This is a genomic window from Phreatobacter sp., from assembly GCF_022843985.1.
Classification (GTDB): Bacteria; Pseudomonadota; Alphaproteobacteria; order Rhizobiales; family Phreatobacteraceae; genus Phreatobacter.
Map to the genome: position 1 here is coordinate 114,822 of NZ_JALHMP010000007.1, position 21,225 is coordinate 136,046.

The window sequence follows — 21,225 nt, forward strand, 5'->3', positions numbered from 1 at the left end:
TTTATCGAGGATGTTCAATGCCGTCGCTCATGCCCAAGCTCAAGATCCGAGGCAAGGCCGTCGTCCTGGCCGTGATGCTCATCGCCATGACCTCGCTGGCTCTGACCTCTCTCGCCTGGGTGCAGATGCAGCAGCAGAATGACAAAACGGCGATGAGCCAGGCCCGGACAAGCCTGCGCACCCTTGCCGTCCTGTTGTCCCGCTCGGCGGAGGGCATCGACTTCACGATTGAGGCCGATCGTCTCGCCACCGTCAGGGCGGCTGCGATGCCGACCTTCGCGGAACACGCGCTGGTCGATCTCAATGTACAGGCCGGCGGTGGCGTCGCGACAATCTTCGTGACCGACGACAGGGGCGCGTTCATCCGGCGGTCGACCAATCTCAAAAAGGAGAACGGCGAGCGCGCCATCGGAACGTCGCTGGCGGCTGACCATCCTGCCCAGGCGTCCCTGCGGCAAGCAAAGCCCTATTACGGGCCGGCAAACCTGTTCGGCAGGCCTTATCTCACGGCCTATCAGCCCGTGCTCAATACAGAGGGCTCGGTGATCGGCGTTCTCTTCATTGGCATTCCGACCGAAGAGCTGGCGGCCGCCGCTCGACAGACGCTCTTCGCCCTGATCGTCGCGCTCCTCGGCATCGCCACCGTCTTCGGCCTTGCTGCCGCGGTTATCGTCCAGCGAGCGACCAGGCCGCTGTCCGCCGCGACGGCTTCCCTGAACCGCGTCGCAGACGGCGACCTCGACACGCCCGTCGTCGTTTCCGACAGGGCGGACGAGATCGGCGATCTCAGCCGTGCTCTCGCGGTCTTCCGCGACAACGCCCTTCAGGCGAGGCGGATCGCGGCGGAACAGGCCGAAGACCGCACCGCCAAGGAGAACCGTGCCATCGTTCTCGCCTCGGCCGTCGAGGAGTTCGACCGGACGGTCGTCGACGTCGTCTCTGCGGTGACGTCGGCGTCCACCCAGCTCGAAGCGGCGGCCCAGACGTTGGCCACCACGGCAGAGGCGACCCAGGGGAGGTCGGGCACGGTCGCGGCCGCATCCGAGCAGGCCTCTGGCAACGTCCAGGCGGTGGCGGCCGCCACCGACGAGATGACGTCCTCAGTGGAAGAGATATCCCGGCAGGTCCAGCATTCGATGCAGAAGGCCAATGCCGCTGTCGCCGAAGCCAAGACCACCGACCTCAAGGTTACGGAACTGCTGGACGCAGCGTCGAAGATCGGCGAGGTCGTGAAACTCATCACCGCGGTCGCCGAGCAAACCAACCTGTTGGCCCTCAATGCCACGATCGAAGCGGCGCGGGCAGGTGAGGCCGGCAAGGGCTTTGCGGTGGTCGCCAGCGAGGTCAAGGCTCTCGCCGGTCAGACCGCCCGGGCCACCGAGGCCATCGGCACCCAGATCCAGGCGATGCAGGGCGCCACGCGCGAGGCGGCCGCCTCGATCCAGGCCATCGGCGCGACCATTGTCGATGTCGCGGACATCGCGACCGCCATCGCCGCTGCCGTGGAAGAGCAGGGGGCCGCGACGCGCGAGATCGCGCGAAACGTCCAGGAGGCTGCCCGCGGCACGGTGGAAGTGTCTTCGTCGATCGTTGCCGTCAACGAGGGGGCGGTGGCGACCGGACAATCGGCGGGCCAGGTCCTCGATGCATCGGGTGAACTCTCTTCCCAGGCCGAGCGCCTCAAGCGGCAGGTGGACTCGTTCCTCGCCACCGTGCGGCACGCCTGAGTGCCGTGCCATGCTCCCAGGTTGCGCCAGCGTGTCGGGAAGCCGGCCTCCCATTCCTCAGGTCTTGACCCTTGAGGTTGGCGACAAGCTTGCGGGCCTCTGGCCCGTGAGCCCTCGTTCTTCACCGTTCCAGGTCTTCGCAGAGGCCGTGCGTCCCTTCGCGATCGAGACATCCATTCTGGACCGTAAAGTCACTCTGACGGGGCATCCCATCGGGGTTGGGCTGGTCGCGCAGATGTTCGAGCGCTGCGACCGGCAACCGACGATGGATGGACTGCCATCGGTTGCGGCCGATGTGGTGGGGATCGCTCTTCGCAATGATCTCGCCTTCCGTCTCGTTGGACTGCCCCATCCCCTGCGACCTCTCTCCCTGAGCCAGGTCCTGTTCATGCAGACCCTTCTGGATGGTGATCGCGATCTGGTCCTTGCGACCGGGCCGACCGGCAGCGGCAAGACCCATATTGCGGTCGCTGCGGGCATCAGCGCCGTGGCGTCCCATGCACGGAAGAAGCTTGTTCTGTCGCGGCCTCACGCCTTCGAGTCGGGCGATAGGATCCCTGCTGTCGCAAGGGCTGAGCTCGTCGGTGATTTTCAGCTCGTTCCACTGGAGGATGAGCTGAAGGAGCTCTTGGGGGCAGGCGAATTCCAACACCGGCGCGACGCTGGACTGATAGAGATCGTCCCGATTGGCCAGATGCGCGGAAGAACCTTCAACGATGCCTTCATCGTTGTCGACGACGCACAGAATCTCACGGTCCAGACGATGAGGATGGTCGTCGCACGGCTCGGCCGGCGATCCCGGATGGTCATTCTGGGTGATCCGCTGCACGCCGCGCTTCCCGATGGCGAGGCTTCGGGCTTCCAACACCTGATCGGTCTGGTGAGCGGCACCGACATTGCCGATGTCGTCAGCATCGCGGCTGGCCACATCGTCCGCAACGCGACAGTCGCCCGCCTCGAACAGCTCTATACCAAGGCGTTCCCCCGCACCCTCTAGCCCCCGATCCCGCCGGCGACCCGGATGGGACGCGAGCTGTTTCGGGCACCCAATGTCATCGGCGGCAGCCCTGGTCGGACTGCCACAGGAAGCTCGGATTGACCATGACACCGGATGAACAAGCGGTCCCTACCGAGGCGTCGGACATTGTCTTCGTCGACGGTTCCTGGTCGATCTTGATCGCCGAGGACAATCCGGGGTGCCGGGCCCGTCTCGAGGCGGCCCTGGCGGATTATTCCTATCCCACCGAGGTCCGGATCGTCGCCCGTGGCGAGGATCTCCTGCGGGAGCTGGCGACGAACGCTTACGATCTCGCCTTTGTCGACATCGCGCTCGGGACGTCGTCAGGTCTCGACGCGGTGCGAGCGGCCCGCGAGCAGGGCATGGGAACCTTTGTCGTCGTGGTGTCCGGCAGCCGGACTGCGCTCGATCGCAGCGAGGCGCGCGCCCTCGGTGCCTATGATTTCATCGGCAAGCCCGTCTCGACGCTGGACGTCCATCGCGCGCTTGATGCCTTTCAGAAGGTGAGGGCACGTTCGACCGCTTTGCTCATCGATGATAGCGGCACCGCCCGCCGGCTGATGAAGCGGATCTTCGACCGCTCGATCTTCCGGGTGGACGTGGTCGAGGCCGCCGATGGTGTCGAAGGCATAGAGCTTTTTGCCCGGGCTCCCACCGACTTCGTCTTCATCGACCTGCATATGGGCGGACTGGACGGTCTGGCGACGGCCCGGATCATCCGGGCTGTGAACCCGGACACGAAGATCGTGATCGTTTCGGCGGCTCTGTCGGGTCTTGCCGAGGACAGTCGGTTCGCGACTCTCAAGAAGCCCTTCTACGCGCGGCAGCTCGATGCTATGCTGCATGACCTCAAGGGTCTGCCCCATCCGGCCCTCATGTAGACGGCCCTGGTCCGGCTTGCCAGTCGAACCAGGGGCAGTGTTGCCGAGACCGGACCTTCGCGCAGCAGGGCGCGATACCGAACTCAGTTGAGAGGCTTTTGCCGCCGTGCCAGAGCGGCGGTGAAGCTGATGGTCCTGCATGGACTGTTGGCGTCCGAGAAGCATGGCCCCAGTTCGATCTGCTGGGTGGGCCCTACCGCGACCAGATCGCCGGAATCCCTGACCTCGCGGATCGTCCATGTCGCATATTGCAGATTGGCCAAAAGGAGATGTTCCATCGCGGCGGTGAAATTGGCTGCGAGCGCCACCAGCTCGTCGTCCGGCATGTCGTCATGCAGCGTCGACTTCCTCAGGTCATTCACACGTTCGATGAGAGTTGCAAAGGCGTGAAGGTTGGTCTTCGACTGATCAATGAGCGCGGCAGTCCGCATTTTTTGTTTGACCGACATCGGTTCATTTCCCTCTTAGGCAAGATCAATGGAGGCTGCGCGGACGCACGGGATCCGCCTGAACGCGGCGACATGAGATCGCCCAGCGCGCAGTTCGTTCCGGAAGCGCAAGGTGGCGTCGGATCCACGACCGGTGGAGGTCGGGAACTTCACCAGATTCTTTCCGACGCTCTTCTTCAGGTCAGAGGCGAGCGTTGGCATAACCAGGGCCGTCGCCGTGAGGATCGTCCCGTCGGAGCGAGACCCGATGAACGCCTGCGATTGTTCCAGGGCGGCCATTCTGGACGCGGGACCAGCGGGGAGCATCGTGTTTATCCTTAGTGTGACGTAGAGTAAGTAGTGCTTTCATGATTGTGAGGGCCATGCATTGACGAGACATTAATTCACACGTCTTCGTCATATGACGTTTTTATAGTGTGTGTTGTGAATCGTAGCGGTCATTGTTTGTTGTATAAGTCGTGTAGAGCTGCGGCTTTTACAGTGGCTTTACAAAGATCTGGGTGATGCGGATCCCCGTCCCGCAATCGTTGCAGCCCGGCCTGGCCGCTGAACCGGAAGGTTGAAGCATCCGCTGCGCGGCGGAGCGACCGTCACGATCCTGCTTCTGGCGACAACGGGCCGTTCGTCTCCTGCGGTTGCCGGGCAGGGACCGGAAGGCAGGCCGCGCCGATGGGCCGAGGGCACTTAGCGGATCGGGGCGAGCTTCGCCCGCAGTTCGGCATGGCTGTGGAGCAACGCGATGCCCTTGATGTCCGTGAAGTTTGCTCTGAAGCGTGTCGCGCAGGCCAGCCACAGTTGCGTCCCATCGGCAAGCAACCGGGCGAGTTCAACGACCTTGCTGCCAAGGCCATCGATGTCGTCGACGTGAACCACGCTGATCAGGAGGGCCTTCAACGCGTTCCGGCGGACGGCCTCGGCGAGGTCGCCGAGGGGAACGGACGTGCCGAAATAGACAGTCTGCATGCCGGCACACGAGGCGAGGAAGGCACCCGCGAGCAGACCGTGCTCGTGCTGCTCCCCCTCGAGAGTGGCAAAGCCAATGGGGGCCGCATCGATGAACGTCGGCCGGGTCTGGGTGGCCGCGATGATCACGTTCCGGGCCGTGAAGGAGAAGATGTGCTCGTCGGCGACAGAAAACGTGCCGTCCTCCCAAAGCGTGCCGATTCGTTGCAGGCACAGGGAATAGAGGCCGGTCGCCTCGACCGGTGTCAGGAGTGTGAAAGCGGCGACCAGGTGCCGCTGGAAACTGGCACGATCCCGCTGCCGCATGGCCGTTTCCAGGGCGGAGACCAACTGCCCGAAAATCAGCGACTCGGCCGGAGCCGCCACGCGCATTCGCGCGAGCTCGTGGGTGGGGAGACAAGCAAGGTCCCGGGGACGGTGACCAAGGTCGGTGAGTTCCTTGAACAGGACGACGCGCTCGGCATCGCTGTCGCTGTAGAGGCGATGGCCGCTGGCGGATCTTGCCGGGCGAACCAATTCATATCTCTGTTCCCAGGCACGGATCGTCGAGACGGAAACGCTCGCCTGCCGGGCCATGGCAGAGATGTCATAAGCCATTGCGGTGTCTCCTGCCGGAGAGTCGGCTACCGCCTGCGGCCCAGGTTTTCGAAGGTTCGCGCGGCCTTGTAGGACAAGAGGTCGGTCGCCATGATCTCGATTCGTTTGATGATGTCTTGGCTTTTCAGCAGAAATTGAACGCGGTCCTCTTCTTCCTCGCAGTCCCTTTCCATCTGCTGTGCAAAATTAAGCAATTCACTTGCAGCATTGATGAGATGACGAGCTGGATAAGATTTCAATTGGCGCGCGTCGCGAAAGGGTACGATCATTGGATGCCCTCATATACATTGACGTTATTATCTGTTGACATCGTAAATTTATCGCGGATGCGGCGATGCGCTAATATTCGTAGAAATTCGCATTTATTCTGTTGAATGCGAAGGGTCCGCCACTTACCGTGGCTCCTGTCGGGATCTGGGATCGGAAAGAATGATCGATATCCCTGTTGTCGCCTACAGCGCGCGCTGCGATTCGGTCAGCGCAGTGGAAGATTTCTTCGCTCACCAATGGGGGCAGGTCTATCGCCTGACCAGCCAGGAGAACCTGTCATTCTGGCACGCGGATTTCTATCACTTCGCCGACCTGACGCTCCTTAGTGCTCGATCCGATGGAGGATACGGGTTCACGGCCCAGGTACCGTCCCAGAACATGCAGATCATTATTCCCCGTTCGGACTGCCATTCCCTGACGCGTGCGGGGCACGACACTTACCATTGTCGCCTCGGCTTCGGAACGGTGGTCGACATGCGTCAGGTGACGCGGGGTCATACGAGCGGCGGCTGGTCGGATATCCAGCTCTCCATGCCGTATCCTAATGTCGAACGCGCAGTGGCGCGGAACCTAGGCTATCAGCCCAAGAAGCGCATCGCTTTCGAACCCGTTTTCTCACTGGCGGACCCGCGTCACAGCTTCTTCGCGTCATACCTGCTAAGCCTTTTCGAGACGACCATGCGGTCGCCGGACTTCGGCGCCAGTCCGCTGGCTCTATCGAGCACGGCCGATGCCATCATGCAGTACGTCGTGAACTTCCTGCAGCACAACTACTCCGACAGCATGCACTCCGCCGCCTCGTCCGCCGAAGCCTCGAAACTGATGCGGGCAACCGACTTCATCGCCGCCCATCTGCAGGACCCTATCGTTGTCGAAGATATCGCAAATGCGGTCGGGGTCAGCGTCCGTTCCCTCCAGTTGGCGTTCAGGGACAGGTTCGATTGCACCCCGATGCAGTATCTGCGGCGGTTGAGACTGCGGAAAGTGCAGGACGAATTGGCGGCGATCGGTCCGCAGGCCAATGTGAAACGCATCGCCATGCGGTGGGGCTTCGCGCATTGGCGCCTGTTCAAGATCTATTTTCGGAACGAATTCGGCCGTGATCCGTGACTGTGCCCCTTTGCCGGTCAGGCCGTTCTCTCCGGCGGCCCTTCCCCGTCTCTGGTGGACGTGGCCGGTCGCCGACCGACATCTGAAGGGTCCGCGACGGGCGGCAGCACCTGCTGAACGCCCACGACCCGCGGGATGGGGCAAACAGGATTCCCAAATCCGCCGATGTCTGCCTCCAGCGACTCCATCGGCCCCGATCTCGAACGGCGCGCCATCGATCCGGGGATCCCGACAAGGCCCGACCGAAAGGTCCGGCTCACGATCGAGAGGACGGCCTACGCGATGCGCGACCCCAGCGAGCGCTTCTTCAGCAAGATCGACAACTCACGCCGCGTGGCGACCGGCTACGACAAGAGCGCGTCCAGCCTGCTCTGGCTTGTGCAACCCACAATGATCCATGCCGGATCGGGTTTGGCCGCACGATCTAGCGACCACGCTTCAGCCGCCACCCGATGAAAATCATCGCCGTCCCGATGGCGACAACAAGACCGATGACGCCGGGCTGTGCGGCCAGTGCCAGCCAATCGCCACGCGCATGGGTGATGGCCCGACGAAGGTGATCCTCGAAGGGCGCAGCGATGACGTAGCCCATCAGCAAAGGCAATAGCGGAAAACCGGCGCGCCGCGCTGCATAGCCAAACAACCCGAACACGCCCAGAGAGAGAACATCGAAGGGCTTGCCAGTCGATGCCAGCACCCCGAGGCCGGACACGACGAGAATGGCGGGCGCAAGCACCGCCGGCGGGATCGTGACCAACCGTGCCCACAGACCAATCAGCGGCAGATTGAGCGCGACCAGCACAATGTTCGCGACGATCAGGCTGCCGATAAATGTCCAGAATAGGGACGGATGCGTCGTGAACAGTGCTGGGCCCGGCGGCAGCCCGTGGATCATCATGGCGCCGATCAGAACGGCTGTCGCCGCGTTGGCGGGAAGGCCCAGTCCGAACAGCATGACAAAACTGGATTGGGCGGCCGCATTGTTGGCGGCTTCCGGGGCGGCGACACCATGGAGCGTTGGAATCTCTCGTCCAACGTTTTTCAGCCGGAGTTCCAGTGCATAGGCACAAAAAGCCGCGAACAGGGTGGTGGCGCCAGGCAACAAACCGACCAGAGAACCGATGCCCGCCCCGCGGATGGAAGGGGCAAACCACCCGCGAATGGCGGACCAGCCGGGCCACCACCGGGTCGGATGCACCGGCTGCACATCTCGCCCGCGGGCCATTAGGGCGAGAATCTCAGAGAAGCCGAACAAGCCGACCACCAAGGGCGTGAAGTCGATCCCGTCGCGCAGGTCAGCAAGGCCCATGGTGAAGCGCGGCTGCCCGTCGCCCCCCGCCGTCCCTATGAGTCCGAGCAATCCCCCGACCCCCAGCATCAACAGTCCCTTGGCGGCGCTGGCGCCTCCGACCAGCACCGCCAGCACGGCTCCGCCCATCAGCAGGGCGGCTGTGTCGGCAGGTCCGATGCCCAGGGCAAGCGCGGCAAGAGGCGGAGTCGCGATTGCCAGCACGAGCGCCGACAGCAAGCCGGCCACGAGGGAGGCAAGGGCTGCCACTGCAAGGGCCTCGGGGGCCTTGCCGGCGCGGGAGAGGCGATGTCCTTCCAGCGCCGTAATCGCCCCAGAAGCCTCTCCGGGTACATTGATCAGGATCGCCGTGGTCGAGGAGCCGTACTGCGCCCCGTAATAAACGCCCGCGAGCAGGATCATCGCCCCCGCAGGGCTCATCTGGAAACTGACCGGCAAAAGCAGTGCAATGGTCGCGACGGGTCCGAGCCCCGGCAGCACGCCGACGATCGTGCCGATCAGCGCGCCGAGGGCGGCATAGAAAAGATTGACGGGGGCAAAGCTGGCGGCCACACCGGCAAGCATCGCTTCCATGTCAGAAACCAAACGCGGAATGCGCCGGCCAAAGCGGCAGCGGCTGTCGCAGTGCGACAACGAAGATCAGTGCCGTGACGACCGACAGCCCGGCCCCGATGGCCAACGCCCGCACGACGCCGACCCCGGACACGCCGAGCGCCGCCACCGTCCCGGCCGCGATCACCGACGGGACAAGCCCTGCCGCGCGCACACCCAAAGCGAGGATGGCGAGCGACAGGAGCGCTGAAGCGATCGAACGGAACGAAGTGGGCGCATGGGACGCAGCTTCGTGGAGAACAGGGGCCCGTCGACCCCTGGTCGCAACAGCCGCGGCCACAGCAGCGGCACTAGCAAGAACAAGCACGGCGAGAGCGGTTGGTACCAGCGCGGGATGCAGACGACCCGATAGCGGCGCCGGCAAATGAACCGCGCTTGCAAGGATGATCGCAGAGAAGACTGCGCAGGTTACAACAACAACAACCAAAACACCGCGGTCTTGCGCAGAGCGAACGACTGTCTTTGCGCCTTCTTTAGAATTTATCAAATTCAAACCTCATTCTAGAGTGCGCTTTTCGCTTGACGTTCTCGTCTTTGTTGTTCTTCAGATCATATTGTCCAACAAAGGGGAAGCGAATGGCGTCGATCAGGCCGTATCTGGACCGTCGTAATTTTATCATGGCCGGCATGGCTTCGCTCGCCATGCTCCCCACGCGCGCGCAGGCGGCCTGGCCAGACAAACCACTCCGGCTGATTACAGCCTCGGCTGCGTCCGGCAATGCCTATATCGTTGCGCAGGTCATTGCCGCCGAACTCGAGAAGCGGCTCGGCCAGCGAATCCTCCTGGAGGCTGTTCCGCAGAATTCGGGCATGCGCGCCACGGAAATGGTCTCCGGCGCGGCACCGGACGGCTATACCCTACTTGTCGGCACGTCATCGCAGCTCGTCTTCAACATGGCGACGTTCGATCCGATGCCGGTCGACCTGCCGCGAACGCTGCGCGGCATTGCCATGATGAACGCGGTGCCGATGATCCTGACCGTCAAGGCGGACCATCCGGCCAGAACCATGCAGGACTACATTGCCTATCTGAAGGCCAACCCCGGCAAAGTGCAGTATGGCTCCGGTCCGCTTGGTACCACCACGCATGTCACCGGCATGCTCTGGGCTCGCGCGGCCGGAATCGTGGTCGAGCATGTCCCTTATAATGCTGGCTCGGATGCTATGAAGGACGTCATTGCCGGCCGCCTCGGCCACATGTTCGACGTGGCCGTCACCGCGATTCCGCAGCTGAAGTCCGGCGCGGTGCGCGGCCTTGCGATCACATCCAGGGAACGCAGCGCAGCTGCGCCCGATATCCCCACGGTCGCCGAGGCTGGACTGCCCGGTTTCGAGGCTCAAACGTGGAATTCGATCGCTGCTCCGGCTGGTTTGCCCCAGGCCGTTGCCGAGCGCATCAATGCCGAGGTCGCCTCAGTGCTGGCGATGCCGGTTGTTCGCCAGCGGCTTGATGCCCTGGCGTCGACCTATTTCCCCGCCTGGAAGCCCTCCGAGGTCGACGCATTTTATGCAAGCGAGCGGACCAAGTGGATTCCCGTCGTCCGGGAGGCGATCGGCAGGAGGTAACGGACAGCGGCCATTCGCGGCGCGGGCGATTTTGTCCGCACCGCGAAGTCGCGGCCGAACGTCCTGGGACCGCGTTCTCCCCGGAGACATCGTTCGAGGCGCAAAGCCCGTCCGAGAGCAGACCCTGCGAGCCTCTGGGACCTGCACGCAACCGGAAGCCCGGCGTAGCTGGGCCTCCGCGCTTCGGGCCCCCTCAGACGCCATAAAGCCCGCGCAGGATGAATGCTCCCCGAGGATTCGCCCACGTGCCTATGACAAGACGCCGTTGCGGTCAGTGTGAGGGCAGATTGCGAAACATGGCCTGCCGCCGCGTTCGAAGCTCAGCTTACTGCGCGCCTGGCACTTCCGAGGTCGGCCGCCGCGCATGCTTGGAGAGCGGCAAGCGCGCGCTATTGGCGAAGGGGCGGATCTCCTCTGTGCCGTCCGCGGGACTTGAACGATCAAGGACGGCTTCGAATTCGTCCGCGAAGATCGTGAGATCTATGCGTTCCGCTCCCAACGTGACTTCGAGGCTCTGACCTCCGTTGGCTGAGGAAATCGTCATCGAAGCGATGTAGTGAGATAGTCCGGGGCAGCCGGCACGCTTGCTACCCTGGAAACTGCAACCCGGCTACCACCATGCCGCGCGACCACCGCAGTCAGCCCCCATGGCGCATGACCGGCCCTGATTTCCCCCGCCGCTGCATCGGTCCAGGGGAACGATGTCGAGGGCCAGCTGCCACACCAGCGGCCGGCTCCTCAGTACCGGTGCCATGGATCAGGCGTTGGGCCTGGCCGTCGCCAGCGCGCTGACGGCCTCCGCCGTTGCGGTCGACAATGTCCACCCCGGATGCCCGTGGCCCGTATTGTAGAGGACGCGCGGATCTCGCCCTCTCGTTACCCGCGGCATCATATCCGGCATCATCGGGCGCAGGCCGGCCCAAGGCACCGCCTGCCGCGTGCTCATGCCGGGAAAGTGGCGCCGGCACCAGGTGATGAGCGGGGCTGTAGGCGGTGGTCACACCGGTCCTGCCGCCGCCGATGACGGCGACGTTGATCGTGTCTGAAGTGGGCAACACGGGTCTCCTCCCGCACGCGGCGGCCCGTCAGCCGAACAAGGACCGACCGCCGGTCGTCTGTCGTTGCGCCGCCTGTCGACAAACATTTCTGGTCGCCCGCGGAATAGACCACCTGCGCCCTTCGTTGTCGGTGCAGTTCGCTCAAGCGAGGACTTGCACCGTGATGCCGCTCCGTATCGTCGTGGCCCCCTCGGGCTTCAAGGAATGTCTGCCGGCCGAGGCCGTCGCACGGGCGATCGCGCGGGGTGTCCGTGCCGCCGCGCCAGATGCCCGGGTTGTCGAACTGCCGCTCGTTGACGGCGGCGAGGGATTTGCCAGTGCTCTCGTGACGCTCACCGGCGGCGTTCATCGCCTGTCCTCCGTTCGGGGCCCCCTCGGCGAGCCGGTCGAGGCCGCTTGGGGGTTCCTGGGGGCGCCGAACACGGCCACCGCCGTCATCGACATGGCGTCGGCTGCCGGTCTCCGCCTTGTGCCGAGGAACCGCCGCGATCCGCTGGCGACGAGCACCTATGGCGTCGGCCAGCTCATCCGTGCTGCGCTTGATGCCGGCGCGCGCACCATCCTGATCGGCTGCGGCGATTCCGGAACCAACGACGCGGGCAGTGGCATGGCGGAGGCGCTCGGCATCAGGCTTCTCGACCGCAACCGCCGCGTGATCCGACCCGGGGGCGCCGGGCTTCTCGACCTCGTCGATATCGACATGGCGGGGGCCGACCCGCGCCTCGCATCGACGACGATCGAGGTGGCCTGCAACATCGAGAACCTGTTGCTCGGGCCGGGTGGGGTCGCACGCGTGTTCGGCCCGCAAAAGGGCGCATCGCCCGCGGCCGTCCGCTTCCTCGAAGAAGGTCTGCACAACTTCGCAGCCCGGGTGGAGCAGGCGACGGGTATCGATGTCAGTCTCCTGCCCGGGGCCGGGGCCTCGGGCGGGCTCGGCGCGGGGCTGGCTGCCCTTCTCGGTGCCCGTCTGTGCCCGCGCTACGATGTGCTCGCGCGGTTCATTGATCTTGACGCTCATCTGGCCGAGGCCGACCTGATCTTCACCGCCGAAGGTGGTCTTGATGGTCAGAGCCTGCGCGGCAAGATTCCGGCCGAGGTCGGCCGGCGTGCCCAACGCCTCGGTATCCCGGTTGTGGCGCTGGCCGGCACGATCGGTGAGGAGGCCGACATACTGCGCAACCATGGCATCGGCGCCTATTTCTCCACCGTTCCGGCCCCCTGCGACCTCGCCGAGGCCATGGCCGCCGCCGATGGCGATCTCGCGCGTTGTGCCGAGAACATCATGCGCACCTTCGTCATGTCCATGCAGGTGGCCATGGCCGCCATGGCGCGCCGATCCGCGCTGACCTCCATCGGGTCACCATGACACCAGGCGTCCTGGCGGCTTCCACCGGCGCTGCCGTGCTGGCGGGACTCCTCGCCGTACCCCTGTCCCCCGCCATGATGGCGGTGCTCGTCTTCGGAACGGCGTCCCTGTTCTGGGCCGGTACAGCCCTGCCAGCCTGGGGCGTCGGCCTCGCGGCGACGATGGTCCTCGTCGTCAAGGGCGTCTTGCCGGAGGCCGCCGCGCTTGCGGTCCTGCGATCCGACGCGCTGTGGCTGGTGATCGGCGCCTTCGTCATGGGCGAAGCGGCCGTTGCCGTCGGGCTCGCGGGGCGCATCGCCGCCTGGGGCAGCCGCAGAACGCGCCGCGCCGACCAGCTGTTCTGGCTCGTCACCCTCGTCCTGCTGCCGGTCACCTTTCTGATTCCATCGACCTCGGCACGCGCCGCCGTGGCTTTGCCTCTCCACCGCAACCTGTCGGCACGGCTGGACCCGGCGGCGGCGCGCGCCCTGGGCCTGCTGATACCTTGCGTCGTTCTGGCGACCACCATCGCGGCCCTGACCGGTGCGGCATCCCATCTTGTCGCCAATGATCTTCTGACCACGATGGGCTTCGCACCTGTCGGCTATGGCGCCTGGATCGTTCATGGGCTGCCCTTTGCGGCAATGGCCGGCGCTGCGACATGTTTCGTGGTCATGCAGCTCGGCCTGACCCGGCCAGAGCGAAAGGCTCCCCTCGCTGAGGACCGCAGCGTTCCCTTGCCCTGGACAGCCGCCGAGCGTCGCGTGGCGGCAGTTTGGCTCATGATCCTCGCCTTCTGGTTCACATCGCCCTGGCATCACCTGCCGATGGGGCTCGGCGCCACGGCGGGCGCGGTTCTCATCGTCTGGCCGCTGCGCATCCTTGCCTGGCGACGGGCAATGGCCGCGATCGCTTGGGACCTCGTTGCCTTCATGGCGGCTGCGCTGCTGCTGGCGACGGCGCTGATCGAGACCGGCGCGGCGGCGGGCCTGACGGCGGGTATCCGTCCCTGGCTGGAAGGCCTCGGGACCCTGGGGCTACCGGCTGCCATCGGTGGCTTGGCGCTGGTCACGCTCGGCTCGCACCTGCTGATCACCTCCCATACCGCGCGCGCCGCCATCCTTGTGCCGGCGGTGATCGTCACAGCGCCGGCGCTTGGACTTCACCCGACTGCGGCCGTGTTCATCGCCACGGTCGGCATGAATTTCTGCATGACCCTTCCCGTCAGTTCCAAGGCCCTGATGATCTATCATACCGGCCCGGGCGGCTTCGACCGCGGGCTTCTCCTGCGCGCGAGCCTCGTGCTCGCGATGGTGCACCTCGGGCTGATCCTTGCCTTCTCGGCGACCTGGTGGCGTTGGACCGGACTGATCCAGGGGTGATCAGTCGCCGGCCCAGCGCCGTTCGATCAACCGCTTCACCTCATCGGCAGGCAGCGGGTCGCTGGCCTCGGCGGCGTCGAGAAAGGCGTCCACGGGCCGGATCGCACCTGCGGGCACAAAGGTGTCGCCTTCCGGCGCGGCCGCCATCACCTGGACCTGCCACGCCCCGGCGATGCGGCAGGCGAGGCCGTCATAAGGGCGGGCGCCGCTCGTTGTCAGGGTGAAGCTGCGGCAAAGGCCCGCCCGCGTCCTCACCGTGTGGCGAAGGGCGACGGTGGCTGCCGGGGCAGGGGCTCCGCTGCTGCCATCGGCGAGCGTGGCGAGGGGCGTCTCGAGGGCTGCTGCGAGCGACGTCGGCGTCCACGACGGAGGCGACATCGGCCGCAGTGCCAACCATGTGGCCGAAGCACCCAGGATGAGGCCGCCCAGGGCCGCGGCCATGGGAACGGTCCGACGCCCAGGCCGTGCGACCGCGGTGGCCGTGATCGACGGCGCCGGTTCCAGGCCGCCGCCAGACATGACAAAGCGCGTCAATGATGGCGGCACGGGTTCCGCCATGACCGGTGAGAACGCATCCTTGAGCCGGGCGCGCGTCGTCCTGAACAAATCCACACGGGCCGCGAGATGCGGATCATCGGCGAGGGCCTCGGTGATCGACATGGCCTTGGCCAGATCCAGCTCGCCATCGACATAGGCGACAAGCTCTTCGTCCGAAGGGTGAAGGGTCGCCATCTCAACCTCCCAATCTGCCGTCTGCTGCGCCGCCTGCCGGCTGTAGCAGCGCTCCGAGAGCCGTCCGCGCCCGCGACAGGCGGCTCATCACTGTTCCCATCGGGATCGCCAAGATGTCGGCGACCTCGCGGTAGCTCATGTCCTCGATGCAGACGAGTGAGACCACGCTGCGCTGCTCTGATGGGAGTTGCTCCAGCGCCCGCAGGATTTGCTGCATCGACAATCGGGCGAGCGCGGACCGTTCTCCGTCCTCGCCGGCGAGATCGTGGACCTCGTCGACCGGCACTTCGGTTCCCCGCGGCTTGGCCTTCCGAATTTCGTCGATCCAGAGGTTCTGCATGATGCGATAGAGCCACGAGTCCAGTCGTGTCCCAGGTTCCCAGTTGCCTGCTGATCTCAGCGCTCGCTCGCATGTGGCCTGAACCAGGTCGTCGGCCCTGTCGCGGGATCCTGTCAGCGACAGGGCGAAGCGCCTCAGTCTGGGCAGCATCGTGACCACCTGCAGCCTTATGTCGACGTTCATCATCGTCCCTGAGGCGACCTGTCCGCGCGGCGCCGCGCCCTATATCGTCGACAACGGCGTATCGCGGGAATTATTCCCGCTGTGTCACGTTGTCGTTGTCATTTGTCCATCTGGCGGGAAATGCGATGCTTGTCACCATGCTGCGATCCGTCTTCCCGCGCCTTCTGTCGGCGGCTGCCGCGCCCTTCAGGGTGCCGGCCATGGTTGTCGCCCTCGCCTTCGTCCAGATCGCGCTGCCGGTCGCGATCCTCGCCACCGGGTCCCACCAGGCCTGGGCCGACGATGACGATGACGATGACGATGATCGGCCGCGTCGCCGCGTGATCATCGAACAACGCCAGCAGCCTGTCACGCCCCGCCGCGAGGCGCGCCGGCCCGCAAGGACCGCCTTGGAATTCGTCGCCTATCTGCCGACCGGCACCAGCCCTGTCATCCTTCAACAGGCGGGTTTCGTCATTACCGGGCGCCGCGCCGTCGGGGCACTGGGGCGCGACCTGGTGAGGCTCCGCAGCATCCGCCGGGAGAGCACCGAGGCGGCCTTGCGGCGGCTGCGCGCGATAACGCCGGTCGGACTGGCCGACCGCAACCGCATCTATCGCCCGTCACGCTTCGATTGTTCGGCAGCCGGATGTGGCGCCTTCGCCATGATCGACTGGCCGAACCCGCCGACAACCTGTCCGGTCGAAGCGACCATTGGCATGATCGATACGGCCGTCGACGCCGCGCATCCGGCTTTCCGTCAAGGCGCCGTCGAGGTGCTCACTGTCAGGGCGCCCGATCGCGGGCCGTCTTCGGACCGCCATGGGACTGCCGTAGCTGCGCTGCTGGTGGGCCAGGCCGATAGCGAGCATCCCGGCCTCCTGCCACGGGCACGCCTGGTATCCGTGGATGTTTTCCACCGTGGTGGCGACGGTCGCGACGTGACTGATACCTTCGATCTCGTCGGCGGCCTCGACGCCCTGATGGCCCGCGGCATCCGCATTGCCAATCTCAGCCTCTCCGGACCGGACAGTCCGCTGCTGCGGGAAGCGGTCGAGGCGGCGATCGGCAGGGGAATGGTGCTCGTTGCCGCAGCCGGAAACGAGGGTCCGGCGGCCCGCCCTCTCTACCCTGCCGCCTATGCCGGCGTCATTGCAGTGACCGCCGTCGACCGCGACGGCCGGGTCTTCCGCCGTGCCAATCGCGGCAATCATATCGCCTTTGCGGCCCCTGGCGTGAATCTCGTGCTGGCAGAGACGCGCGGGCGTGCGCGTCCCCAGTCGGGAACGTCGTTCGCTGCGCCCTTCGTCACCGCGGCGGCCTCGCTCGTCACCAGGTCCGGCGCTGCCGGTGTCGATGCGGTCGTTGATGCCCTGCGGAAAGCTGCCACGGATATCGGCGCACCTGGCCGGGATCCCCTCACGGGCTGGGGGTTGATCAGGCGACCGGCGGCGTGCACGTCCTGAATTGTCGTAAACGCCACAGGCGCTTTGCGATGTCCAGGGGATGTCGAGGGTCGACCAGGTGTTTGCTCCCACGGTTTGTTGATGCGGCTCTTCGACGGCATGGAAGGAAGCGTAGTGGCAGATACGGGCCCACACCAGCTCCGCGCTGCCATTGCGGATCTTCAACCCAGGCCCGGAAGCGGGCATTCGATTGAACTCAATCACCGAAAAAACAAAGGCTACTATTTCCCCGGCGGGCGGATGCTTCACTTCAGCCGGTAACCCACTCCCGGCTCGGTGAGGATGAAGCGCGGGTCGGCGGCGTCGTCGCCGAGCTTGTCGCGAACATGGCCGATGGCGATGCGCAGGTAGTGGGTGTCCTCGATATGGGCAGGTCCCCAGACGGTCGTCAGAAGCTGTCGATGGGTGACGAGACGCCCCTGGTGGCGCGACAACAGGGCAAGAACGTCATATTCCTTCCGCGTCAGCTTGACCTCGGCCCCGTCCAGCGTGACCAGCCGCCGGGCGAGGTCGATGACCAGCGGTCCGACCGCCGTAACGGGCTTCTCCGTCTCGCTTGGCCGGCGGCTGCGCAGCAGGGCGCGCAGGCGGGCGAGGAGTTCGCCGGAGGAAAAGGGCTTGGTGACATAGTCGTCGGCGCCGGCGTCGAGCGACTCGATCTTCTCGGCCTCGGCATCGCGGACCGAGAGGATCAGGATGGGCACCTGTGACCATTCGCGGATAGCCGCGACAACGGCCTTGCCATCCAGATCCGGAAGGCCGAGGTCCAGAACGATGACGTCTGGGGCTGAGGTCGCCGCCCGCGCGATGCCCTCGCGCCCGCGCGCCGCCTCCTCGACCGCAAAGCCTGCGCTGCCGAGGATGATCGTCAGGAAACGGCGGATTGCGGCTTCGTCCTCGATGACCAGGATGCGCGTGTCGGGCAAGGTCTCGGTCATAGGGCATCGTCCGGAACATCGGCATCGGCAGCGCGCGGCAGGGTCATCGCAACAGATGTCCCTTTCCCGGACGGTCCGGCGCCGATGGTGACCGTGCCGCCATGGGCTTCGACGAAGCCGCGTACAATGGCAAGGCCTAGGCCCGTTCCGACGGGAGCGCCGTCACCTCGCGATGCACGGTAAAACAGGTCAAAGACCTTCTCGCGTTCGGCCGGGTCGATACCCGGACCCTCGTCCGAGACCGTCAGGCGCACCATCGTCGCATCGGCGGTGGCGGCGATAGTGATCGGGCTGCCGGGCGGGGCATATTTCGCCGCGTTCTCGACCACGTTGGAGAGGGCCTGGCCGATGAGCACCGGATCGACGAGGACGCGCGGCAGGTCGCGCGGCATGTCCACCATGACGACATGTCCGTCCACGATCCGGGCCAGATCGGCGCGCACCCGCCCGACGATCTCGCGCAGGTCGACGCTTGCCCGCTTCGGCGCCAGCGCGCCATGCCCGAGGCGCGTCATGTCGAGAAGGTTCTGCACGTAGCGGTCGAGCCGGCGCGCCTCGTCGAGTGCCGTACCGATCAGTTCCGCGCGATGTTCGGCACTGAGGCGACTTTCGGATCCTGCCAGCACCGTTATCGCCCCTATCACGGTCACCAGCGGTGTTCTGAGATCGTGGCTGACCGAGTTGAGCAAGGCGGCCCGAAGCTTTTCCCCCTCAGCCGTCACACGCGCGTTCTCAAGATCGGCCGCCATAGTGAAACGCTCCAGCGCGACCGCAACCTGATCCTCCACCGCAAACAGCAGCCTCTTGGTCTCGGGGTCGAGCCCGCTCGTGCCCTCGCGGAACTGTACACCGATGACACCGAGGGTGGTGCGGGCCGTCGCCAGCGGCACGAAGAGCCATTGCGATATCGGCAGCGTCGTCGTGCCGGCTCCGGCCGGCTGGTTCTTCTCGAAAGCCCAGCGGGCCGCCCCCTCGGCGCGGGCGTCGAGTTCGTCGATGGCTGGGTGGCCTTGGACCTGCTGCAGGACGCCTCCGGCATCAGGCATGAGGATCAGCGACCGGCAGTTGAGCGTCGCGGCGATATGGGCGGCGCCGGCCCACATGACGTCGTCGGCCTTGGTCGCCGAGGCGATCTTGCGCGCGAATTCGTAGAGCGTCTCCGTCCGCTTCTGCGCCGCGCGCATCGACTCCACCTGCGCCTTCAGCCGGCTTGCCAGCGTGCCTGTGAAGATGGCGCTGATGAGGAAGACAAAGAGCGCGACGATGGATTCGTATTGCTCGACGGCAAGGGAGTAGTAGGGCGTCGTGTAGAAGAAATTGTATGTCGTGAAGCCGATTCCGCTCGCCAGCAGGGCGGCAGCGAGGCCTCGCCGGAAAGCGACGAACGAGACGGCGAGCAGATAGACGACGGCGATCGAGGCGACCGGGACGTGCGCCGAGATGGGCAAGGCGAAAACTGTCGCCGTCGCCATCGCCGCGAGCGTTTCACCGATGATCGGTCCCCATTCGCGCCAGCGAGGCAGGCGTTCGGCCGCCATGATCCGGCGGCGGGCGATCCGCGCGTGCTGAGCAACGATGGTGACCTCGAAATCCGTAGCGCGATCAAGGATGCGATCGACGACCGGCTCACGCAGGTAACCGAACGGCCAGCGCCGGCGTGGGCGACCGAGGACAAGGCGCGAGGCGTTTCGCGCGCGCGCGAAGGCCAGCAGTTCGGAGCCGACGTCGGATTCCGTCCGCAGCGTCACGATCTCGGCGCCGAGTGTCTCCGCCAGGCGAAGTGCATCGGCGGTGGCGCTGCGTGCTTCCTGTCCAAGCGCCTCGTGCCGCGGAGTCACGACCGTGACAACGAGCCACGGCAGCCGCCCGCGGTCCGCCATACGCTTGCCCGCGCGGACCAGGGCCTTGGCGATCGGCGCTTCGTTGACACAGACGAGGATGCGTTCCTGAGTCGGCCAGGGCCCCTTGACCGCATTGGCCTGCATGAAGGTGAGCATGTCGGCGTCGACACGGCTTGCCGCCGTGCGCAGGGCGAGTTCGCGCAGGGCCGTCAGATTGCCCTTGGTGAAGAAGTTCTCCAGCGCCCTACCGACCTGCTGGGGCACATAGACCTTGCCCTCGCGCAAACGGTTGATCAGTTCCTCCGGCGGCAGATCGATGAGTTCGATCTCGTCCGCCTGGCGCAGCACCTCGTCCGGTACGGTCTCCTGCACGCGGACGCCGGTGATGCTGGCGACCACGTCGTTCAGGCTCTCGATGTGCTGAACGTTGAGGGTGGTGGTGACGTCGATCCCCGCGTCGAGCACCTCGAGCACATCCTGCCAGCGCTTGGGATGGCGTGATCCGGGAACGTTTGTATGGGCGAGCTCGTCGATCAGTGCGAGTTGCGGGCGGCGGGCGAGCAGTCCGTCGAGGTCGAGTTCCTCCAGCATCTGGCCACGATAAACAACGGCGTGGCGTGGGAGGATTTCGAGGGTCGTCAGGAGCCCCGCCGTCTCGGCCCGGCCGTGGGTTTCAACCAGCGCCGCCACCACGTCGCGGCCGGCGCGCTGACGCTGGCGGGCTTCCTCCAGCATCGCGAAGGTCTTCCCGACCCCCGGAGAGGCGCCGAGGAAGACCTTGAGGCGTCCGCGCCCCGCCCGGCGATGCTCGCCGAGCAGGGCTTCGGGGACGGGACGATCGGCGTCGGCGGTCGGCATCCGTTCAGGGTATTTCAGCGTCGAGCGCGAGGTTCAGCGCCAGGACATTGACGCGGGGCTCGCCGAGAAATCCGAAACTACGCCCTTCCATGAGTCGTTGCACCAGACCTTCGACACGCGCCGGAGCCACCCCACGCGCTGCCGCGATGCGAGCCACCTGGGCGAGGGCCCCGGCCGGTGACACATGCGGGTCGAGGCCGGAGCCAGATGCCGTCACGAGATCGGCAGGGGCAGGTCGGTCGCCGAGCGCGGCGGCGCGGGTGAGGACGGCTTCCGCCAGCACCTTCGACGTCGGACCGAGATTGGAGCCCGACGATGACGCCGCATTGTAGGGCACACCAACCGTCTTCGCGGGATCGGACGGGTCCGGCGCGGATGTCGCCGAGGGGCGACCGTGGAAATAACGTGGACCGGTAAAGGCCTGGCCGACCAGTTCCGATCCGAGAAGACGGCCGTTGCGGATCACCAGGGATCCATTGGCCTGATGCGGCAGGAGCCCCTGGGCGAACCCGGTGATCGCCAGCGGGTAGGCGAGGCCCGTCAGCAGCATGAAGATGACGGTGAGGACGAGTGCGGGACGCAGGAGTACGAGCATGGGCTT

The 21,225-nt window shown here is 65.5% G+C and carries 19 protein-coding genes and 1 pseudogene; 9 read left to right on the forward strand and 11 right to left on the reverse strand.

From position 1 onward, the window contains the following. The first annotated feature begins 17 nt into the window (after positions 1 to 17). The 3 genes from Q0C57_RS07010 (at position 18) to Q0C57_RS07020 (ending at position 3,626) form a co-directional block, all read left to right on the forward strand. Positions 18 to 1,727 (forward strand): Cache 3/Cache 2 fusion domain-containing protein, encoded by a 1,710-nt coding sequence (locus Q0C57_RS07010; protein WP_296574078.1) that lies wholly within the window; start codon positions 18 to 20, stop codon positions 1,725 to 1,727. 106 nt (positions 1,728 to 1,833) lie between these two features. Continuing rightward, the gene (locus tag Q0C57_RS07015; RefSeq protein ID WP_296574081.1) at positions 1,834 to 2,724 is read left to right on the forward strand and encodes a PhoH family protein; all 891 of its coding nucleotides are present in this window, start codon (positions 1,834 to 1,836) and stop codon (positions 2,722 to 2,724) included. A 104-nt stretch (positions 2,725 to 2,828) separates the two neighbouring features. Next, positions 2,829 to 3,626: a response regulator gene (locus tag Q0C57_RS07020; protein WP_296574084.1), complete on the forward strand. Its 798-nt coding sequence runs from the start codon at positions 2,829 to 2,831 to the stop codon at positions 3,624 to 3,626. An 83-nt stretch (positions 3,627 to 3,709) separates the two neighbouring features. On the opposite strand, the gene Q0C57_RS07025 is transcribed toward Q0C57_RS07020, so the two are convergent. The 3 genes from Q0C57_RS07025 to Q0C57_RS07035 all read right to left on the reverse strand — a co-directional run bounded on the left by Q0C57_RS07025 (position 3,710) and on the right by Q0C57_RS07035 (position 5,904). After that, positions 3,710 to 4,075: a hypothetical protein gene (locus Q0C57_RS07025; RefSeq protein ID WP_296574089.1), complete on the reverse strand. Its 366-nt coding sequence runs from the start codon at positions 4,073 to 4,075 to the stop codon at positions 3,710 to 3,712. A 684-nt stretch (positions 4,076 to 4,759) separates the two neighbouring features. Next, complete coding sequence (locus tag Q0C57_RS07030; protein WP_296574092.1) at positions 4,760 to 5,635, reverse strand: MerR family transcriptional regulator; 876 nt, start codon at positions 5,633 to 5,635, stop codon at positions 4,760 to 4,762. Positions 5,636 to 5,661: 26 nt separating this feature from the next. After that, entirely contained in the window at positions 5,662 to 5,904 is a 243-nt protein-coding gene (locus Q0C57_RS07035) for a hypothetical protein (protein WP_296574095.1), read from the reverse strand. Between the two features lie 160 nt (positions 5,905 to 6,064). Here Q0C57_RS07035 and Q0C57_RS07040 point away from each other — a divergent pair, with 160 nt between their 5' ends. Together Q0C57_RS07040 and Q0C57_RS07045 are read left to right on the forward strand one after the other, a co-directional pair. Then, a complete protein-coding gene (locus Q0C57_RS07040; RefSeq protein ID WP_296574098.1) occupies positions 6,065 to 7,015 on the forward strand; it encodes an AraC family transcriptional regulator in 951 nt (316 codons plus the stop codon). 165 nt (positions 7,016 to 7,180) lie between these two features. After that, positions 7,181 to 7,471, forward strand: coding sequence for a hypothetical protein (locus tag Q0C57_RS07045; RefSeq protein ID WP_296574101.1), 291 nt, complete (start codon positions 7,181 to 7,183; stop codon positions 7,469 to 7,471). Here the strand turns inward: Q0C57_RS07045 and Q0C57_RS07050 are convergent. Then, a complete protein-coding gene (locus Q0C57_RS07050) occupies positions 7,440 to 8,897 on the reverse strand; it encodes a tripartite tricarboxylate transporter permease (protein ID WP_296574103.1) in 1,458 nt (485 codons plus the stop codon). The two genes, Q0C57_RS07045 and Q0C57_RS07050, sit on opposite strands and share 32 nt — an antisense overlap. A gap of 1 nt (position 8,898) precedes the next feature. Beyond that, positions 8,899 to 9,429, reverse strand: coding sequence for a tripartite tricarboxylate transporter TctB family protein (locus Q0C57_RS21120; RefSeq protein ID WP_366937809.1), 531 nt, complete (start codon positions 9,427 to 9,429; stop codon positions 8,899 to 8,901). Between the two features lie 83 nt (positions 9,430 to 9,512). Between Q0C57_RS21120 and Q0C57_RS07055 the strand changes: the two genes are divergently transcribed. Beyond that, positions 9,513 to 10,502: a tripartite tricarboxylate transporter substrate binding protein gene (locus Q0C57_RS07055; protein WP_296574106.1), complete on the forward strand. Its 990-nt coding sequence runs from the start codon at positions 9,513 to 9,515 to the stop codon at positions 10,500 to 10,502. A gap of 757 nt (positions 10,503 to 11,259) precedes the next feature. Here Q0C57_RS07055 and Q0C57_RS07060 read toward each other — a convergent pair. Next, a pseudogene (locus tag Q0C57_RS07060) lies at positions 11,260 to 11,484 on the reverse strand (FAD-dependent oxidoreductase); the annotation flags it as partial. A 239-nt stretch (positions 11,485 to 11,723) separates the two neighbouring features. Here Q0C57_RS07060 and Q0C57_RS07065 point away from each other — a divergent pair. Together Q0C57_RS07065 and Q0C57_RS07070 are read left to right on the forward strand one after the other, a co-directional pair. Next, positions 11,724 to 12,926 carry a glycerate kinase gene (locus tag Q0C57_RS07065; RefSeq protein ID WP_296574109.1) on the forward strand — a complete coding sequence of 401 codons (1,203 nt, stop codon included), beginning with the start codon at positions 11,724 to 11,726 and terminating at the stop codon, positions 12,924 to 12,926. Then, positions 12,923 to 14,287 (forward strand): SLC13 family permease, encoded by a 1,365-nt coding sequence (locus Q0C57_RS07070; RefSeq protein WP_296574112.1) that lies wholly within the window; start codon positions 12,923 to 12,925, stop codon positions 14,285 to 14,287. Before Q0C57_RS07065 ends, Q0C57_RS07070 begins: the two co-directional genes overlap by 4 nt. On the opposite strand, the gene Q0C57_RS07075 is transcribed toward Q0C57_RS07070, so the two are convergent. Beyond that, positions 14,288 to 14,947: a hypothetical protein gene (locus Q0C57_RS07075; RefSeq protein WP_296574115.1), complete on the reverse strand. Its 660-nt coding sequence runs from the start codon at positions 14,945 to 14,947 to the stop codon at positions 14,288 to 14,290. It lies immediately after the preceding gene. A 73-nt stretch (positions 14,948 to 15,020) separates the two neighbouring features. Continuing rightward, positions 15,021 to 15,542, reverse strand: a complete 522-nt coding sequence (locus tag Q0C57_RS07080) for an RNA polymerase sigma factor (RefSeq protein ID WP_296574117.1) — start codon at positions 15,540 to 15,542, stop codon at positions 15,021 to 15,023. Positions 15,543 to 15,667: 125 nt separating this feature from the next. On the opposite strand from Q0C57_RS07080, the gene Q0C57_RS07085 reads away from it, so the two are divergent. Further along, entirely contained in the window at positions 15,668 to 16,987 is a 1,320-nt protein-coding gene (locus tag Q0C57_RS07085) for a S8 family serine peptidase (protein WP_296574120.1), read from the forward strand. Between the two features lie 245 nt (positions 16,988 to 17,232). Here the strand turns inward: Q0C57_RS07085 and Q0C57_RS07090 are convergent, their stop codons facing one another. From Q0C57_RS07090 to kdpC, 3 genes are read right to left on the reverse strand one after another with little or no spacing between them, the layout of a single operon-like run. Further along, the gene (locus Q0C57_RS07090; RefSeq protein ID WP_296574124.1) at positions 17,233 to 17,925 is read right to left on the reverse strand and encodes a response regulator; all 693 of its coding nucleotides are present in this window, start codon (positions 17,923 to 17,925) and stop codon (positions 17,233 to 17,235) included. Further along, the gene (locus Q0C57_RS07095; protein ID WP_296574127.1) at positions 17,922 to 20,624 is read right to left on the reverse strand and encodes a sensor histidine kinase KdpD; all 2,703 of its coding nucleotides are present in this window, start codon (positions 20,622 to 20,624) and stop codon (positions 17,922 to 17,924) included. The genes Q0C57_RS07090 and Q0C57_RS07095 overlap by 4 nt, the downstream gene beginning before the upstream one ends. Before the next feature lie 4 nt (positions 20,625 to 20,628). Continuing rightward, positions 20,629 to 21,219 carry a potassium-transporting ATPase subunit KdpC gene (gene kdpC / locus Q0C57_RS07100; RefSeq protein ID WP_296574129.1) on the reverse strand — a complete coding sequence of 197 codons (591 nt, stop codon included), beginning with the start codon at positions 21,217 to 21,219 and terminating at the stop codon, positions 20,629 to 20,631. Between the last annotated feature and the right edge of the window lie 6 nt (positions 21,220 to 21,225).

Coding starts and splice junctions, on each gene's coding strand:
- Q0C57_RS07045 (WP_296574101.1), top strand. CDS start 7,181: ATGTCTGCCTCCAGCGACTCCATCGGCCCCGATCTCGAACGGCGCGCC.
- Q0C57_RS07090 (WP_296574124.1), bottom strand. CDS start 17,925: ATGACCGAGACCTTGCCCGACACGCGCATCCTGGTCATCGAGGACGAA.
- Q0C57_RS07025 (WP_296574089.1), bottom strand. CDS start 4,075: ATGTCGGTCAAACAAAAAATGCGGACTGCCGCGCTCATTGATCAGTCG.
- Q0C57_RS07085 (WP_296574120.1), top strand. CDS start 15,668: ATGCTTGTCACCATGCTGCGATCCGTCTTCCCGCGCCTTCTGTCGGCG.
- Q0C57_RS07075 (WP_296574115.1), bottom strand. CDS start 14,947: ATGTCGATCACCGAGGCCCTCGCCGATGATCCGCATCTCGCGGCCCGT.
- Q0C57_RS07065 (WP_296574109.1), top strand. CDS start 11,724: ATGCCGCTCCGTATCGTCGTGGCCCCCTCGGGCTTCAAGGAATGTCTG.
- Q0C57_RS07010 (WP_296574078.1), top strand. CDS start 18: ATGCCGTCGCTCATGCCCAAGCTCAAGATCCGAGGCAAGGCCGTCGTC.
- Q0C57_RS07080 (WP_296574117.1), bottom strand. CDS start 15,542: ATGAACGTCGACATAAGGCTGCAGGTGGTCACGATGCTGCCCAGACTG.
- kdpC (WP_296574129.1), bottom strand. CDS start 21,219: ATGCTCGTACTCCTGCGTCCCGCACTCGTCCTCACCGTCATCTTCATG.
- Q0C57_RS07020 (WP_296574084.1), top strand. CDS start 2,829: ATGACACCGGATGAACAAGCGGTCCCTACCGAGGCGTCGGACATTGTC.
- Q0C57_RS07055 (WP_296574106.1), top strand. CDS start 9,513: ATGGCGTCGATCAGGCCGTATCTGGACCGTCGTAATTTTATCATGGCC.
- Q0C57_RS07030 (WP_296574092.1), bottom strand. CDS start 5,635: ATGGCTTATGACATCTCTGCCATGGCCCGGCAGGCGAGCGTTTCCGTC.
- Q0C57_RS07050 (WP_296574103.1), bottom strand. CDS start 8,897: ATGGAAGCGATGCTTGCCGGTGTGGCCGCCAGCTTTGCCCCCGTCAAT.
- Q0C57_RS07070 (WP_296574112.1), top strand. CDS start 12,923: ATGACACCAGGCGTCCTGGCGGCTTCCACCGGCGCTGCCGTGCTGGCG.
- Q0C57_RS07095 (WP_296574127.1), bottom strand. CDS start 20,624: ATGCCGACCGCCGACGCCGATCGTCCCGTCCCCGAAGCCCTGCTCGGC.
- Q0C57_RS07035 (WP_296574095.1), bottom strand. CDS start 5,904: ATGATCGTACCCTTTCGCGACGCGCGCCAATTGAAATCTTATCCAGCT.
- Q0C57_RS07040 (WP_296574098.1), top strand. CDS start 6,065: ATGATCGATATCCCTGTTGTCGCCTACAGCGCGCGCTGCGATTCGGTC.